The organism is Ensifer adhaerens (assembly GCF_028993555.1).
GTDB classification, from domain to species: Bacteria; Pseudomonadota; Alphaproteobacteria; order Rhizobiales; family Rhizobiaceae; genus Ensifer; species Ensifer adhaerens_I.
Genome location: NZ_CP118610.1, coordinates 2085128 through 2100380, shown reverse-complemented (window position 1 = coordinate 2100380; position 15253 = coordinate 2085128). Strand labels below are relative to the sequence as shown.

At 64.6% G+C, this 15253-nt stretch carries 14 protein-coding genes; 5 read left to right on the top strand and 9 right to left on the bottom strand.

The features are described from left to right. The first annotated feature begins 62 nt into the window (after nt 1-62). The 4 genes from PWG15_RS10275 to PWG15_RS10260 all read left to right on the top strand — a co-directional run bounded on the left by PWG15_RS10275 (nt 63) and on the right by PWG15_RS10260 (nt 3973). Nucleotides 63-860, top strand: coding sequence for a phosphotransferase (locus tag PWG15_RS10275; RefSeq protein ID WP_275024312.1), 798 nt, complete (start codon nt 63-65; stop codon nt 858-860). A gap of 155 nt (nt 861-1015) precedes the next feature. Further along, nucleotides 1016-1624, top strand: a complete 609-nt coding sequence (locus tag PWG15_RS10270; protein WP_275024311.1) for a glutathione S-transferase family protein — start codon at nt 1016-1018, stop codon at nt 1622-1624. Nucleotides 1625-2095: 471 nt separating this feature from the next. Then, entirely contained in the window at nt 2096-3130 is a 1035-nt protein-coding gene (gene ftsZ / locus PWG15_RS10265) for a cell division protein FtsZ (RefSeq protein ID WP_223724718.1), read from the top strand. A gap of 81 nt (nt 3131-3211) precedes the next feature. Continuing rightward, nucleotides 3212-3973 carry a nucleotidyltransferase domain-containing protein gene (locus tag PWG15_RS10260; protein WP_275024310.1) on the top strand — a complete coding sequence of 254 codons (762 nt, stop codon included), beginning with the start codon at nt 3212-3214 and terminating at the stop codon, nt 3971-3973. A 107-nt stretch (nt 3974-4080) separates the two neighbouring features. On the opposite strand, the gene PWG15_RS10255 is transcribed toward PWG15_RS10260, so the two are convergent. The 9 genes from PWG15_RS10255 to PWG15_RS10215 all read right to left on the bottom strand — a co-directional run bounded on the left by PWG15_RS10255 (nt 4081) and on the right by PWG15_RS10215 (nt 13909). After that, nucleotides 4081-5745: an ArnT family glycosyltransferase gene (locus tag PWG15_RS10255; RefSeq protein ID WP_275024309.1), complete on the bottom strand. Its 1665-nt coding sequence runs from the start codon at nt 5743-5745 to the stop codon at nt 4081-4083. Nucleotides 5746-6287: 542 nt separating this feature from the next. Further along, nucleotides 6288-6671 carry a hypothetical protein gene (locus PWG15_RS10250; protein ID WP_275024308.1) on the bottom strand — a complete coding sequence of 128 codons (384 nt, stop codon included), beginning with the start codon at nt 6669-6671 and terminating at the stop codon, nt 6288-6290. A gap of 342 nt (nt 6672-7013) precedes the next feature. Next, entirely contained in the window at nt 7014-7145 is a 132-nt protein-coding gene (locus PWG15_RS10245) for a hypothetical protein (RefSeq protein WP_275024307.1), read from the bottom strand. Nucleotides 7146-7341: 196 nt separating this feature from the next. After that, nucleotides 7342-8520, bottom strand: coding sequence for an MFS transporter (locus PWG15_RS10240; protein WP_275024306.1), 1179 nt, complete (start codon nt 8518-8520; stop codon nt 7342-7344). Nucleotides 8521-8875: 355 nt separating this feature from the next. After that, on the bottom strand, nt 8876-8998 hold the full coding sequence (locus PWG15_RS10235; protein ID WP_275024305.1) for a hypothetical protein: 123 nt from the start codon (nt 8996-8998) through the stop codon (nt 8876-8878). A gap of 288 nt (nt 8999-9286) precedes the next feature. Beyond that, entirely contained in the window at nt 9287-9520 is a 234-nt protein-coding gene (locus PWG15_RS10230) for a hypothetical protein (protein ID WP_275024304.1), read from the bottom strand. Between the two features lie 250 nt (nt 9521-9770). Next, entirely contained in the window at nt 9771-10205 is a 435-nt protein-coding gene (locus PWG15_RS10225) for a hypothetical protein (RefSeq protein WP_275024303.1), read from the bottom strand. Between the two features lie 276 nt (nt 10206-10481). Further along, nucleotides 10482-12764 carry a mechanosensitive ion channel family protein gene (locus PWG15_RS10220; RefSeq protein ID WP_275024302.1) on the bottom strand — a complete coding sequence of 761 codons (2283 nt, stop codon included), beginning with the start codon at nt 12762-12764 and terminating at the stop codon, nt 10482-10484. Between the two features lie 371 nt (nt 12765-13135). Then, the gene (locus tag PWG15_RS10215; protein WP_275024301.1) at nt 13136-13909 is read right to left on the bottom strand and encodes an SDR family oxidoreductase; all 774 of its coding nucleotides are present in this window, start codon (nt 13907-13909) and stop codon (nt 13136-13138) included. A 308-nt stretch (nt 13910-14217) separates the two neighbouring features. Between PWG15_RS10215 and PWG15_RS10210 the strand changes: the two genes are divergently transcribed. Next, a complete protein-coding gene (locus tag PWG15_RS10210) occupies nt 14218-15120 on the top strand; it encodes a LysR family transcriptional regulator (RefSeq protein WP_275024300.1) in 903 nt (300 codons plus the stop codon). Nucleotides 15121-15253 lie beyond the last annotated feature (133 nt).

Sequence of the window (15253 nt, the reverse complement as noted above, 5' to 3'; positions counted from 1 at the left end):
ACAGCGGCCAGCCCGAGGCCGATCCTCAGCCCGACTTTGCCTCCAGCCCATCGAACGGTCTGATGACATCCGAAAGCTCGTCACAGGAAACGCCGCTTGCCGGCGGCAACGTCAACGCGGGCGTCGTGCGTGTGGGCGATACGGTGCGCCGCGCAACCGCGCCGCAAAGTGCGAGCGTCCACCGGCTGCTCCTTCATCTGGAGGCAAAGGGCTTTCAGGCATCGCCGCGCTTCCTGGGCCTCGATGATCATGGGCGCGAGGTCCTGAGTTTCCTCGAGGGCAAAGCCGACGTGTCGTCCGAGATCTGGCTCTCTGAGAATGCGCTGGCTGCCGCTGCCGCGTTGCTCAGGGCCTATCATGACGCGACTGCCGATTTTACGTTCACGGCGGCTGATCGCTGGGCCTTCCGGTATCCGGATCAAAGCCGCTTAGAGGTCGTCTGCCACAATGATTTTGCGCCGTACAATCTCATTTTTCGCGGCGGCGAACCGGCAGGGATCATCGACTTCGATCTCGCCGGGCCCGGGCCGCGGCTGCGCGATCTTGCCTATCTCGCCTATTGGATGGTGCCGCTTTCCTTCCATTCCGATGAATTGAAGGCGGCGGCGCTGACGGATCTGCGCGACGGCAGCCGGCGGCTGAAACGCCTGTGCGCGACCTATGGCCTTGCCTTGGACGAAGCGCTGCTCGCGATGGTGGCCGAGGTGCTTGGCCATATGGGCGATGAGGCGGCGATGCGGGCGATGATCGGAGCGGTGGCGACCGAGCGGCTGAAACGGGATGGCCATCTCGATCATTGGCAGCGGGAACGGCAAGCGTTCGGGCGCCATAGGGCGTTGTTGTCGCTGAACCTTGCGTAGCGGCGCTCGGTGTGCCGAGGGTGGGCCGATGCTTCGGTGGTGTTTTGAAATAAACCATTGAGTTAAATGAAACTGGTTGCTATAAACAACCGGTATCCCGCTTAGGAGCGGTTGAGGAGGAACGAGGCGAACTGCCTCATCGACAGGAGGACAAGATGAAACTCTATCAGGGCATGGGGCCGAACTCGTATCGCGTGCGCATCTTCATGGCGGAGAAGGGCATTTCATTGCCGATGGTGGATGTCGATTTCGGCAAGGGCGACCACAGGGCGCCGGAGTTTCTGGCGGTCAATTCACTCGGGCAGATTCCGGTGCTGGAACTCGACGACGGCACGATCATCACCGAGAGCGTCGCGATCTGCCGCTATCTGGAGGAGACGAAGCGCGAGCCGCAGCTCTTCGGCCATGATGCAGTCAGCCGCGCCAAGGTGGAGATGTGGAACCGGCGCGCCGAACTGGTGATCCTCGGCACCGTCGGCAATGTGGCGCTGCATTCGGATGCCTTCTTCGCCGAGCGGCTGACGCAGTTTCCGGCCTTCGCCGAGACAGAACGGGCGGCGGTGCCGACGAAATGGGGCTGGCTCGACGACGAGCTTTCGGATGGGCGGCCGTTCCTCGCCGGCGACGAGTTCTCGATCGCCGACATCACCGCCGGCGTTACCGCCTGGCTCTGCGATGTCTTCGGCATGGAGATCCCGGCTTCGGCAAAGAACGTCCAGGGCTGGCTGGAGCGGGTGCGCTCGCGCCCGAGCTTCGAGGCTTAGGGCCAACAGGGGCAGGGGTGAATTTCGTAGCCTGTGGGCCATGGATCAGCCCCTCATCCGGCCCGCCGGCCACCTTCTGTCCGCCAAGCGGGGAGAAGGAGACACGCCGCAGCCGCTCGTCCCGCCTCGGCCAGTCTCCGTAGCCGCTTCTTTGACGGACAACGTCAGATCGTGAGGCGGCCGTCGTCCTCGTCCCTTCTTCCCGCAGGCGGGGAGAGGGTTCGGGTGAGGGGCAACTCTCCACGCTTTGGACCAGGGCAAGATACTGATCTGACGGTCGATTTTTGCTCTGGCGCCGCGCAGGGCAGTCCGCCAGGTTGCCACCGAAAGGCCCCGCTAAAATTCATATGTGGATAGCCGTTCCGTCCTTTTTCCTTGCCTTCTCCATGGCTTTTTTCAATTCCTAAAATAACAGCTGCCCGATTCGCCGCTGCCGGCGCCCCGCAAGGTGCCGGCTCTAGGAGACAAGCCATGAACGATTTCAAGAAGCCCACGATCACCGAAATGCGCCCGAAGATCACCGTCATCGGGGTCGGCGGCGGTGGCGGCAACGCCATCAACAACATGATCAACGAAGGGCTTCAGGGCGTCGAATTCGTGGTGGCGAACACCGACGCGCAGGCGCTCGCCATGTCGAAGTCGTCGCGCATCATCCAGCTGGGCGCGGCCGTCACCGAAGGCCTCGGCGCCGGCTCGTTGCCGGATGTCGGCCGGGCGGCGGCGGAAGAATCGATCGACGAGATCATGGATCATCTCGGCGGCACGCATATGTGCTTCGTCACCGCCGGCATGGGCGGCGGTACGGGCACAGGCGCTGCTCCGGTGATTGCGGCAGCGGCGCGGAAAGCCGGCATCCTCACGGTCGGCGTCGTCACCAAGCCCTTCAGCTTCGAGGGCAAGCGCCGCATGGAAACGGCGGAGCTCGGCATCGAACGGCTGCGAGAGGCGGCCGATACCGTGATCGTCATCCCCAACCAGAACCTCTTCCGCATCGCCGATGCCAAGACCACCTTTGCCGATGCCTTCGTGATCGCCGACCGGGTGCTTTACTCCGGCGTCGGCTGCATCACCGACCTGATCGTCAAGGAGGGCCTGATCAACCTCGACTTCGCCGACGTGAAGTCGGTGATGAAGGGCATGGGCCGCGCGATGATGGGCACCGGCGAGGCGACCGGCGAGGGCCGGGCGCTGAAGGCTGCCGAAGCTGCGATCGCCAACCCGCTGCTCGACGAAGTGTCGATGCGCGGCGCCAAGGGCGTGCTGATTTCGATCTCCGGCGGCATGGACATGACGCTGTTCGAGGTGGACGAAGCAGCCACCCGCATCCGCGAAGAGGTCTATGACGAGGCCGATATCGTCGTCGGTTCGATCTTCGACCGCACGCTCGACGGCACGTTCCGTGTCTCGGTCGTCGCGACCGGCCTCGACTCCGGGCGTTCGGCCAACAATGCCGCGGGTGCAGCCGCCGGCCAGCCGGCACCGGCACCGGTCCGCACGCTGCAATAGGTTCACGCGTCCATCGCTTCCTTCAAGGATCCTCCCGATGTGAACGCCATATCGGGAGGATCCTTGCGTTTGGAGGCCTGAATGGCGACAGAAAATGACGATCGCGTGGACGAGGCGCTGGCAGCGGCCGAGGCGGTTCTCGCTGCGCGCTTCCCGAAGGCGAGCTTTGCCATAGTCGCCGGCTCGATCCTGCGCGGTGAAGGCACGGCATCGTCCGATATCGACCTTGTGGTCCTGCACGAAACCGTGCCCGCCGCCTGGCGTGAGAGCTTCCATTCCCATGGGTTTCCGGTGGAAGCCTTCGTGCACGATGCCGAGACGCTCAACTGGTTCGTCGATCAGGATGCCGCAGGCGGCCGGCCCGTGCTTCTGGATATGCTGGCGGATGGCGTCGCGATCGGCCCTGGCCTGGCGCGCGCTGCAGCCCTTCAGGCCGAGGCGCGGCATCGTCTCGGCGCGGGGCCAGTACCGCTGACGCCGGAGCAGCGCGACGCGCTTCGTTATCAGATCACCGACCTTGTCGACGACCTTCGCGATCCGCGCGCGGCTGCCGAGACACGTGCCATCGCCGCTGAGCTGATGACGCCGCTCGCCGACCTGATGCTTCGTGGCCGAGGGCGCTGGTCGGGCCGCGGAAAGTGGCTGCCGCGGCTGATTTCGCGCATGGACGAAGGGCTCGCCGAGCGCTTCGATGCGGCGTTCCGGCAGGCGGCCGAAGGGCGGGCGGCGGATTTGATCCGGCTCGCCGAAGAGGAGCTGGAACGCCACGGCGGGCTGCTGTTCGACGGTGACCGGCGGGTGGCGCCAGCAAGCGCCCGGCGCGCCGGAAGCCTGATCGGGTGAGACGGCCGCATCGTCTTGGATAGCGCCCACCGGTCCTGTCAGAACGCTGTCGCAGTTTGATCTGCTGCGTCGGCTCAAGGAGACCGGCTGGCGGCAAGCGGCAACGTTCAAGGGGCTGGGTCGGGCAGGGCGCTCTGGCCGTCATGACCCGATGCGAGCATGCGCGCCGCGCGCACGCGGCCAGCCTTGCCGCCGTTGCCGGGCGGCGCGAGCCGATAGATCAGCATCGTGTCGTTGTCGAAGACGCGCTCGGCTGTCTTGTCCAGATGCTCGATCAGCCCTCTGTTGTATTCGAGGAATTTGCGCCGCTGCATGTCGCGGGCGTTCTTGGCGATGCCGAACCAGGTGGCGTTCCGGGCGCGCAGTTCCTCCAGCGCCTCGATCGCGTCGTCGTCCTCCATCAGCATCGACCATTCGGTCTCGCCGCCGCCGGGCGGGAAGACCCAGCCGCGGCGGCGGCTGTAGTAGATCGCTACGGGATCGCCGATCGTCGGCGTCGCGGTGATGACGAGCTCGCCGGGCTGGCTGAGTTCGCTGAGCTTCGTGCCGAGCTTTTCGCCGTGGTCGGCATAGGGTGTTTTCATCAGCGACAGGCCGGGGATGCTGCCGCCGATGACGACGACGGCGGCGATTGCCGCAAGCCGCAGCGCACGCGTGGGCAGCCCCTGTTCGCGGCCGATGCCGACCAGCAGGATCAGCCCGCGCCCGGCAAGTGCGGCCATCGGCACGTTGAAGATATGGAAGTTCCAGGGGTTGGTCTTGATCTCGCGGGCGGCGAAGACATAGACGATCGCCGCCCCCAGGAACCAGACATGGAAGAACCAGGGCGCGCCACCGGGCCTTGCCTGCGCCCCCGCGTCGCCGGCCGCCGGCGGGGCGGTCAGGAGCGCGATGCCGGTCAGCACCACCACCGGCAGGGTGAAGAGCCAGCTGCTGGCGATCCTCCAGGTGGCGGGAATGTAGAAGGCTTCGTCGAGGAACCGGGAAAGCCCGTCGCTCCAGAGATAGCCGCTGCCGGCGACATGGTAAGGCGGATAGTTGGTGCCGAGATAATGCGCCCACCAGTAATAGCCAAGGATGAGTGCACCGGCGACGAGCGCGACGGGCAGGATTGCCAGGAGCCGGCCGAGGCTGAGCCGGTCGCGCTGGTGCAGGATGGCGAAGGTCGCATAGGTCATCGGCACGACGACCGCGATGCCCGGCAGTTTGGCCAGCACGCCGGTCGTGGTCAGCAGGCCGGCCACGATAAGAAGGGGCAGGCGATCGTTCTGCAGATAGGCGACATAGGCCCAGGCGCCCGTCGTCACCAGCGCCAGCATGGCCGGATCCGGCAGGAACGAGCGGTCGATCATCACCGCGCCCGGCATGATCGCCAGCAGGAAGGCGCCGGCATGGGCGTGGGCCTCGTCCCAGAGCCGCGCGATCAGCCGATGCAGCGCGAAGACGCCAAGGATTCCGAAGGCAATGGCGACGAGCCGGCCCCAGGTCTCGTCCCAGCCGAAGACGGCATAGAGAAGGGCGGTGATATAGGAGATGACCTGCAGTTCGCGGCCCTGATAGGAGGGATCCGGACCGGTCCAGCTCACCTCCGGGAAGAAGATGTTCCAGCTGCGCAGGAAGAAGTTGTCGGCCATCATTGCCGTGCTCGCTTCGCGCCAGCTGAAGGCATCGACGAGCGGCTGCTGAACGTCATGCAGGCGGAACAGGGCGGCCAGCACCAGGATCGCCGCGAGGATCGCGCCATTCATGTGCCTGTGATCGAACCCCGACATGTGCCTCCCCAGGCGCGCCGAACGACCCTGACGACAACCGCGAAAGGGGGCACGCTGCGGATGGAATCCGCCAAGTGCCGGCCCCTGCGGCTCCTATTCTAGAGCACCTCGCTTCAAGTGGGTTCACTTGAAAGCGGAAAGATACCTAGAAACAACATACTGGAACGACATTCTTGCGTTCGGATGAACGCATGGCGCTCCAGGACGACTATAATTAAGTAATCGCTGATTGTCTCGGCGTCAAAAGCTGGAAACCGGACCGGCCTTGCGACCGCGATGCGTCGCCAAAACTAATCCCTGGCGTGTGCCGTAGCCCAAAGGGACAGGTTGTCCACAAATGCGCCCGGTCCTATAAAGTTAATACAAGCAAACTGTTGAGCATCACGCTCGCAGTTGCGCGTTGCTTTCGACCTTGACCACGGATGTACTGGCACGAGTTTTGAGAGCGAAAGAAAAGAAGGGCCGGAGCCGCGCGCTCCGGCCTTTTTGTTGGGGCGGGTACGCAACGTGCAGCCCGCCGGCGCAGTTGCTGCGAGCTTCCGTCATCGCGGGAAGCGCGGTTGCCGGCGTTCAGCCTCCTCAAGCAAGGAGAGCGGAAAGGGGCCGGTGAGGTTGATCTCCGCAAGCGTAAGCCTGCCATCAATCACCACGGCGAAATAGCGCCGGCAGAGATCTTGCGCCATCTCGGCTCGATTGGCGTAGGACGTTTCCTTGAGGTCCGTCTCCTTGAGTTCGGATTGGATTTCCGGAGCGCAAATGGCGATGAATTCCCGTGCGGCATCCGGGCGCTTTCGCAAGGCCGGCAGCCCCCACTCGTATTTATAATAGCTTATCGTCAGCGGTTCCGTTCGAGGTGCGAACAGAACAATGGCGATTGCGCACAAAAGCGCGGCACACATGCCGGCGGCGACGAAACGAAGGTTCATGATTGTAATCGTATAAATTGCTCGATCATCAATCGCAACTTGTCCGTTTGGAGCCGCGCCGGAGGATCGTGAGACAACACCGAGGAACCGAGAACGGCGAACGGCCGGCGCTCTAACCCGGTGCGGTTCGCTTTCACGAATTGTTCCTCACCCAATTGGGGGAAACGGTTAGAGCGAGACCGCTTTCGTGCTTGGAGCGTTCTCTCATCGTTCGTCGCGTATTAGTCATTGCGCAAGTGGGCGCGACCAATTCCCGGGTGGCGGACCGATCGACGGAGCTGCGGTTGGGCAGGCGGGGCCCCCCCTGCGACGGCGGCCCGCGTCGTCGGCAAGCTGCGGGGCTTACATGCCCAGCAGCCAGAAAAACGCGCCGAACACGAGGATGAAGGCGACCACAGCGCCGAGGAACCGCAGCATGCCGGTGTTGGTGTCATTCGTGCCGACAAGACAGTACCAGAGGTTGTCATTCTTCATGGTGCAGCACTCCGTTTTGCGTGTTCCGGTCTTACCAGAACCGCTCCGGGATGGAAGCGCAAAGCGGACGCGCCAGGCGGGCGCGCGGCAGCCGGGGGGCGCCCCGGCTGGCCAGGTTTGCGGGGTCCCCGGGAGAGTTCCTGCCGATGGGACGAAACCGCGCGCTCAGGGGGCGCGGTCGTCTGTCGCGATCCGGCTATGCAGAGGGAGCCCCCTTCAGCTTCGGAAGTGCGCAGAGGATGGCGACCGAAAGCAGGTGGATTGCGCTGACGACGAGGGAAAGCGCCGGCAGACCCTTGGTGATAACGGGTGCTGCCGCCACCGTGCCCAATGTCGTCGTCATGAAGACGAAGAAGACGATCAGCGCCGAGCCGCGGGCATCATTGCTGCCGGAAGCGACGATGCCGCGATAGAAGCCGATGGGGCCGCGCAAGCCCAGGCCGATGCCCATGGGCAGGAAGAGAACGGGTACGAGAAGCGGGTTGGTTCCGCCTGCAAGACCGTAGGCGAGGAGGGCGAGCGCGCTCGCGGCGGCCATCGCGCTGCCGGCCATGATGACTTCTTCGGTGCCGAAGCGCTCGGCGATCCTCGCGGTCAGATTAGCGGCGACGATGAAGCCGGCGACGTTGACGATCTGCACGACGATGAAATCGTTGAGCGTGCCGCCCATCGTCTCGACGATCACCATGGGAATACCGAACACGAAGGTCAAAAGGCCGCCGAGTGTCATCGCCTGGCTCAGGGCGTAGCGCATGAAGACGGGATCGGTCAGCAGTTGCAGATAGGTTCCCTGCCTGCCGGTGGCTCGCTCCTGGCGCGGAAGGCCGATCGCCAGCATCAGGACGAAGACGATCGCGCCGGCCGCACCGAGAAGCTCGAACGACGATTGCCAGCCGAAATGCGCAAGAAGTGCGACGCCGGCGATCGGCACCAGGGCCGGAACTAGCGACTCGACGCTTCCGAGAAAGCCGACGGCGCGCACGGCTTTCTTCTCGCTGAACAATTGCCGGATGACGCCAGGCGCAAACACGGGTGCGGCGCTGGCAGCGATACCCTGCAGGAACCGCAGGCCGATCAGGACGGCCATATCAGGCGCAAAGGCACCGGCAAGGGACGTGGCGGCAAAGGCGGCAAGCGCTGCGACCATCAACGTCTTGCGGTCGAAGTGATCCGCGAGGCGGCCGAAGAGCAGCAGGCCGAGCGCACTGCCGCCGACATAGGCGGCAAGCACCATCTGCGCCGTCGCTTCGCTGGTGGAAAACACGGCCGGCAGGACAGGAACCGCCGGCAGGATCAGATCCGTGCCGGCAAGGGAAAGTGCTGTGCAGATGACAAGCAGGAGAAAGGTGAAGGAAGCACCGGATGATCGGCTCATGGCAGGGTCACCGGGCTTCGAAGGCGCGTATGTCGCATCGGGAACGTCTCGATATCAGTTGGAAGGATCGGCCTGATCTTCCCGCCCCTGGGGCGAGAAGGTCGGCCAAGCCGTTCCCGCTGCTATCCAGAGACGCAAATAGGGAATGCGGCCGCCGGAGCGGTCAGAGGTTTGGCAGCAATGATGGCGCGAGACGATTGCATGCGGCGATGATTGCAGAAGACCGAAATCGTTGCAAGGCGAAATGAAACCTATGCGCGAGGGGCTTGGCGACTTCTGCGAGCATCGACTGAGCCGGTCCGTGTGACGGTGCCGCCCCCGGGGCGGGAGGAACCGGGCTATTTTCAAAGGCCGCTCAGAGCGCGGCGAGCTCGTCTGCCGTTGCGACGATCTGGTGGTTGCCGAGTGAGTGGTCGGCATACTTGAACGCCAGTATGCTCATGACCGATGCGAAAAGTGCTACCAGGATGATACGCATTGGGGCGCTCCGAGTGCTTTCTGCCTGACCATGATCCTTCGCTGGGCCGGGCGTTGACCGAACCGGAACTCATGCCCCGATTGAAAGGCCTTCGGCCTTTGTGCATTCGTTTTAGCAACGGAACCGGGCCCATGTTGTTCCCGCGGGGACAGGGGGCAAGGGACGGCAACGCCCTGCCGCTGGACGCGCTTGTGATCTGCCGCGATGGAGCGAGGAGGAGCGGTCGCGCCTCACGCGAGGAGGCGGGGTGAAAACTCAGGGCGGCCAGGCCGCCCTGAGCGCAGCGCATTAGCCGGTATACGTCTTTCCCTTGGTCGGTCCGCCGTTCCTGTTCGTGCTGACGCCGAGGTTGCGGCCTGGCCCCCAGGCCAGTTCGATCATTTGCTCCGTCTTCAGAACGGTCATCTTTTCGGTCGGCGCGGCAAAGCCGGGCTGGGGCACGGCAGAGCCGGCCTGGGGCATGGCCGCGAAGGCGGACGTTGCGAACGCGAATGATGCCGCAGCGGCAAGGATGGTTTTCATGGGCAGTCTCCTCAGTTCGATCCACGCAGCACGCGCGGGACCGCTTGGGCCTAGATGTATTGGCGACCGCGCGACATACGGCACTTGCCGTAGTTCGTGAGGAGCGCGACCCGCGAATTTTCGGGATGGTTACGGGAGGGTTGAAGGGACGACCATAAGGCGCGTGGTGATCCGTGGCCGCGAGGGCCTGGTGCTATCTCCTACAGCGCCGCGCGTCCTATCCGACGCGCAACCGTCGTTGCGACGGTCGTTACGGTGTCCGGTAGCGCAACAGCAGCGTGCCGAGCTGCGGGTAGCTGCGCAGCACCAACAGCTTTTCGACGCCGCCATTGTCGCGACCCTCGAAGACGCCGACTTCCTCGCAGGTGCCGCAATATGTTCGGCTTTCGCCATAGGCAAGCGAACATTCACGCTCGGGGCAGGTGATCTCAATTTCGTTTTGACGCCTGCTGAACTTGAACGTCATCTTGCTGGCCGGGGACGGTGTGAATTCACAGGGCTTCCCGACGAAACAGGCGACCTCGCCCGCCACGGGATCCTCACCGTCCAGCATCAGCGCATAGTGCAGCGCGTAGGTGGGCGGTTCGGCGTGGACGGTGGCCAAGGGCAGAAGCGAAAGGGCAAGAACAGACAGGGCAAGTGCAGACGGGGCAAGTGCAGACGGGGCGAGGCGCATGGATCGCATCAGACAACATCCTCGGTGCTAGCGGCAACATGGCAGCGTCGGCAGGGTGCTGCAGCGCCTGAGCCTCGTCTGTGCATTTGAGGTAATGCAACAATGATGTCAAAACTGTAGCGGGTATTGGCTGCCGGCCGCGCCTTTTACTTGCGCGGCCTTGCTTGGCCTGATCGGCCTTACTTGGTCGGCCTTACTTGGTCGGCCTTACTTGGTCGGCTTGACGAGCGAGATGACCCGCGACGAACGCAGGACGTCCGTCGCCGCGTCGCGCCGGATTGACGGTTACCCTTCCGCGTCTGCTGCTTCCGGTGCCACCGGCTTCCTGGCCAGCGCCAGGTTTGCGGCCGCAGCCTCCGCTTCTGCGGCACCGGCAGCGCCCGAGCGCACGGTGACGGCGTTGGAGGCGAGGTCGAGGCCGGCTTCGCGCAGTGCCGGCAGCAGGCGCTTCATCGCCTCGCGCTGGAGGATGCTGGGGTTGCCGGGCCGCGCGGTGAATTTCAGCCGCACGACGAGGGAGTTTTCGGTGACGTCCTGAATGCCCTGCATCTTCAAGGGCACCAGGAATTCGCCGCCGATCTCCGGATCCTCCAGCATGGAAAGGCCGACCTTCTTGATGGTCTTGCGGATCTTTTCAGGGTCCGCGTCGCGTTCGAATTTCAGCTCGAACTTCACCGTGCTCCAGTCGCGGCTGAAGTTGGTCACCGCCTGCAGCTGGCCGTAGGGGACGGTGTGGATCTGGCCGTTCTGGTGACGCAGCCGGAGCGAACGCAAAGAGATGCGCTCGACCGTGCCCTTGAGCTTGCCGGTATCGACATATTCGCCGACGCGGAAGGCATCGTCGGCGATGAAGAAGATGCCGGAGACGACGTCCTTCACCAGCGTCTGCGAGCCGAAGGAAAGCGCAAGGCCGAGCACGCCGAAGCCGGCCAGCAGCGGCGCGATGTTGATGCCGAGCGCGGAGAGGACGACGAGGCTGGTGACGGCGAAGATGCCGCCGAAGATCAGGTTGCGCACGAGCGGCAGGATGGTCGACAGCCGGCTTGCCTGATGGATCACCGTTTCGTCTTCGCTGTCGCCGGGCATGGCGACGCGGGCAGATGGCGAGAAGGCCTCGAAGCTGCGCCAGAGGAAGCTGCAGATCACCCAGGCGGCGACGACCGCAAGGCTGATGCGCTCGAGAACGACGATCCAGCCGACGGCGGCGGCGGTGTCGTCCTGGACCATGATCGGCCGCCAGAGCTCGATGATGATGTGCAGGCCGATCAGCCAGGTGGCGCCGGCAAGCGCCGTCTGGATGCTGCCCGAGATCGCCGCATGCAGCCTGGAGGAGGCGGGCGTGCGACGGCGCTCGGCGGCGGCGCCGGCCAGCGAATGGATGCCGAAGGCGAGGATCGGCAGCGCGAGCAGGATGATCTGCGTGGTTCCGCCGGCAAAGCTCCAGGCGGCGCTGTTGGGGCTGCCGGCGACGATGACGCTCATCAGCCAGAGCACGATGGCGCTCAGCGCGTAAAACTCCGGCACGCCGAAGGCGATGGCGCGGCGCACGGGGCCGGGGTTCTCGCCGGCAAAGAGCGCGCGGATATCACCGCTGCCTGCAATGAACCAATGGAGCTTGACCAGCGTGAGGATGCTGACGCCGATCAGCAGCCAGCCATCGGTGGCGGCAAGCTCCAGCCCGCGCTGGTGGGCAAAACGCACGCTGGCGCCGACGACGGCGCCGATCGCGCCATAGGCGGCAAGCATGTTGGCGTGAAAGCGCGGGTGGGGAATATCGAGCAGGCGGATCTCGGGCCGCGTCGGCGCGAAAAGGAAACGGGCGCCGACGGCATAGACGGCGGAGACGACGGCGATGGTGATCAGGGCATGGGCAAGCTCGGAAGAGGCCGTGCCGCGCGTCAGGAGCAGAGGCGCAATCGTGTGGGCAACGGTGGCGAAGATCACGAGATAGGCGATGTCGAAGCCGAGCCGGATCACCGAGGCGCGCATGCGGTGCAAGAGGTCGACCACCTCGAAGTTGGCGCCGAACAGCCGATGGATAAGGGCGCGGCTGGCGAAGGCGGCGGCGAGCCCCGCGGCAATGGCCAGCATGGCGATGGCAGCAACCGAGACCACCGACCAGCCTTCGGCGCGGATGCCTGCCGCGACGTCAGCCATCACGCCGGCAATGCCGGACATGCCCGCAAGGCCCATCTGCAAACCATTGAGAAAGCGGGCAGAAAGGGTGTCGAAGGAATCCTCCGGGTCGACGGCTGGAGCGGCTTGCTGCGACGTGGCGGCTGCCGGCGTGGCGGCGACGGCCGGTGTCGCGGTGTGGCCGTTGTCAGGTGTCACTGCGCTGGCCGGCGCTGCAGACTTACTTGTCGCGTCGTGCCATTCGATGGTGACCGGCCCACCGATCTTTGTGGCGGCGCGCAGGGTTTGCTCGATGTCGGCAGCACTTTGGCCGGGCGTGAGAATGACGGTGATCGGCGCTGGCGTCGTCTGGGCAAAGGCGGGCAGGGCGACTGCCAGAAGCAGCGCCATGCTCGCCAGCAGGTGGCGGCAGAAAAAGCAGTTATACGCCATGAACTTCACCCATCGAGCCCCGTCGCGCGCCATGCGCTCATCCGCATCACATTACACAACGGTCTAAAATTCCAATCGTATTTTGCGTCGCAGGTGCGGGCCTTGCTGCAACGCGCCATTCGTTGCTCTCCCTTCACGCTAACCCGTGTCCCATTCGTGGGGGCGGGGGATTGAGCAAGCACATGACGCCTCGAGCCGCCCTGAACGTGGGTCGCAAAGCATGCCGCACGTGCCTTCTCCCCGCCCGCAGGGAGAAGGTGTCGGCAGGCGGATGAGAGGAGCGTCTGCTCACCGTGCGGATGAGGAGCGTCTCCTCACCGTGCGGATGAGAGGCCTCACCGGGCACACGAGAGGCGAGACCCGCGGCGGACCTACTTCGTCGTGTAGCCGCCGTTGACGAGGATCGTCTGGCCGGTCATCCACCAGCCGTCGGAGACGAGGAAGCGGATATGGGGGACGATGTCCTCGATGTCGGTAAGGCCGGTCCTGGAGAAGCCGGAGAGGGCGGATGCCGTCTTGTGGTAGGCGACGGCGTCGGCCCCTTCGGCCGGGTAGAAGAACGGCGTATCCATCGGGCCGGGGCCGATGGCCGTGACCGAGATGCCGCGTGCGCCGAATTCCTTGGCGGCTGCGCGGGTGAAATGCTCGACCGGCGCCTTGGTGCCGGCGTAGGCCGCATAGTAGGGCGTGAAGGCGCCGAGCAGCGAGGTGACGAGGGTGCAGACCTTGCCGTTGTCGCTGACATGTCTGCCGGCCTCGCGCAGGAAGAAGAAGGCGGACTTGGAATTGACGGCGCTCATGTCGTCATATTCGGCCTCGGTGATCTCGACGAAGGGCTTCTTCAAGACCTTGCCGACGGTGTTGACGGCGATGTCGATGCCGCCGAGCGCGGATTTCGCATCGGCAAAGAGCTTCTCGACATTGGCCGCGCTGGTGAGATCGCCGGCAAAGGCGTGCGCTGCGGCGCCGGTCGCCCTGATCGCGGCCGCGGTCTCTTCGGCGGCCGCCCGGGTAGCGGCGCTGTTGTAGTGGATCGCGACACCGCGGGCGCCGTGTTCGGCGAGATCGCGCGCAAGCAGGCCGCCGAGGTTCTTCGCGCCGCCGGCGATCAGAACGGATTTTCCAGTGATGCTGTGGTCTGCCATGGTCGTCTCCTTTTGTCGGCCGCCAGCTGCGGCCGGTTTGCGGCGAGCGGGAATGCTCGTGGGAATTACGGCGCAAGCGCGCGCAGTTTTCCGGTTTGCCCCGGCGCTGACGGCCCGTCCTGAGCACGTTGACCGTCCCGAACGCCGCACGCCGCGTTTCAAATAGCGCGGGCCTTACCACCGCCAACGCGAGAGGTCAGCGGAGCGACAGGCATCGCAGGGTTGAGAATATCGTCGGCGCGGCTAGCATAAAGCACCCGGTCATGACATGACTTGTCAGGATTGACGAACAATGGACGTGGCACAGCATGGACAGGATCGAGCTTTTCCGCATCTTCACCCGCGTCGTCGAATGCGCGAGCTTTACCCGCGCCGCCGACACATTGGGGCTGCCGCGCTCATCGGTCTCGGCGGCGGTGCAGACGCTTGAAACAAGGCTCGGCACACGGCTCTTGCACCGCACGACCCGCAAGGTGGCGCCGACGCAGGATGGCGCCGCCTTCTACGAACGCTGCCTGCGACTGATCTCCGACATGGACGAGGCGGAGAACCTGTTTCGCCGCGGCGCTTCCGGCCCGAGCGGGCGGCTGCGGGTCGACCTGCCGAGCCGCATCGGCCGGCTGATCGTGGCGCCGGCGCTGCCGGAGTTCCTGTCACGCTACCCGGGCATCGACATCGATCTCGGCATGACCGACCGGGCGGTACACCTGATCGAGGAAAGCGTCGACTGTGCGCTCAGGGTCGGGCCGCTCGAGGATTCGAGCCTCATTGCCCGGCCGTTCGGCACGCTCAGGCTGATCAATGTAGCAAGCCCCGACTACCTTGCGCGCCATGGCACGCCCAGGACGCCGGCCGATCTCCAAGATCATTTCGCGGTCAACTATGCCTCGCCATCGAGCGGCCGGGTGGAGGACTGGGAGTGGATGGAAGCCGGCGAGGCGCGCACGGCGCAGGTGCCGGGCCGCATCAGCGTCAACAGCGCCGAAGGCAGCATCGCCTGCTGCCTCGCTGGCCTCGGCCTCATCCAGATCCCGGCCTTCGACGTGCTCGACCATCTGCGGGACGGAAGTTTGGTCGAGGTGATGCCCGAGCACAACGCTGCTCCCATGCCGATGGCGCTGCTCTACCCGCACCGCCAGCACCTGTCGCGCCGGCTGAAGGTGTTTGCCGACTGGCTGGAAGGGCTGATGCGCGGGGTGATCGCGGCGTGAGGAAGACGTGGCCTTAAAGCCGGTGGCTGATTTCGCTTGAACTTCGGAGCCAACAAAGGCAGCAGCAATGAAACATAATCCTCCGATTGCGAGAGAAGAAAATTGGCATTTAAAAGTATGAAGTGGTTGAGGA

Coding starts and splice junctions, on each gene's coding strand:
- PWG15_RS10240 (WP_275024306.1), bottom strand. CDS start 8,520: ATGAGCCGATCATCCGGTGCTTCCTTCACCTTTCTCCTGCTTGTCATC.
- PWG15_RS10275 (WP_275024312.1), top strand. CDS start 63: ATGACATCCGAAAGCTCGTCACAGGAAACGCCGCTTGCCGGCGGCAAC.
- PWG15_RS10255 (WP_275024309.1), bottom strand. CDS start 5,745: ATGTCGGGGTTCGATCACAGGCACATGAATGGCGCGATCCTCGCGGCG.
- PWG15_RS10220 (WP_275024302.1), bottom strand. CDS start 12,764: ATGGCGTATAACTGCTTTTTCTGCCGCCACCTGCTGGCGAGCATGGCG.
- PWG15_RS10235 (WP_275024305.1), bottom strand. CDS start 8,998: ATGCGTATCATCCTGGTAGCACTTTTCGCATCGGTCATGAGCATACTG.
- PWG15_RS10225 (WP_275024303.1), bottom strand. CDS start 10,205: ATGCGATCCATGCGCCTCGCCCCGTCTGCACTTGCCCCGTCTGCACTT.
- PWG15_RS10230 (WP_275024304.1), bottom strand. CDS start 9,520: ATGAAAACCATCCTTGCCGCTGCGGCATCATTCGCGTTCGCAACGTCC.
- PWG15_RS10260 (WP_275024310.1), top strand. CDS start 3,212: ATGGCGACAGAAAATGACGATCGCGTGGACGAGGCGCTGGCAGCGGCC.
- PWG15_RS10210 (WP_275024300.1), top strand. CDS start 14,218: ATGGACAGGATCGAGCTTTTCCGCATCTTCACCCGCGTCGTCGAATGC.
- ftsZ (WP_223724718.1), top strand. CDS start 2,096: ATGAACGATTTCAAGAAGCCCACGATCACCGAAATGCGCCCGAAGATC.
- PWG15_RS10215 (WP_275024301.1), bottom strand. CDS start 13,909: ATGGCAGACCACAGCATCACTGGAAAATCCGTTCTGATCGCCGGCGGC.
- PWG15_RS10245 (WP_275024307.1), bottom strand. CDS start 7,145: ATGAAGAATGACAACCTCTGGTACTGTCTTGTCGGCACGAATGACACC.
- PWG15_RS10270 (WP_275024311.1), top strand. CDS start 1,016: ATGAAACTCTATCAGGGCATGGGGCCGAACTCGTATCGCGTGCGCATC.
- PWG15_RS10250 (WP_275024308.1), bottom strand. CDS start 6,671: ATGAACCTTCGTTTCGTCGCCGCCGGCATGTGTGCCGCGCTTTTGTGC.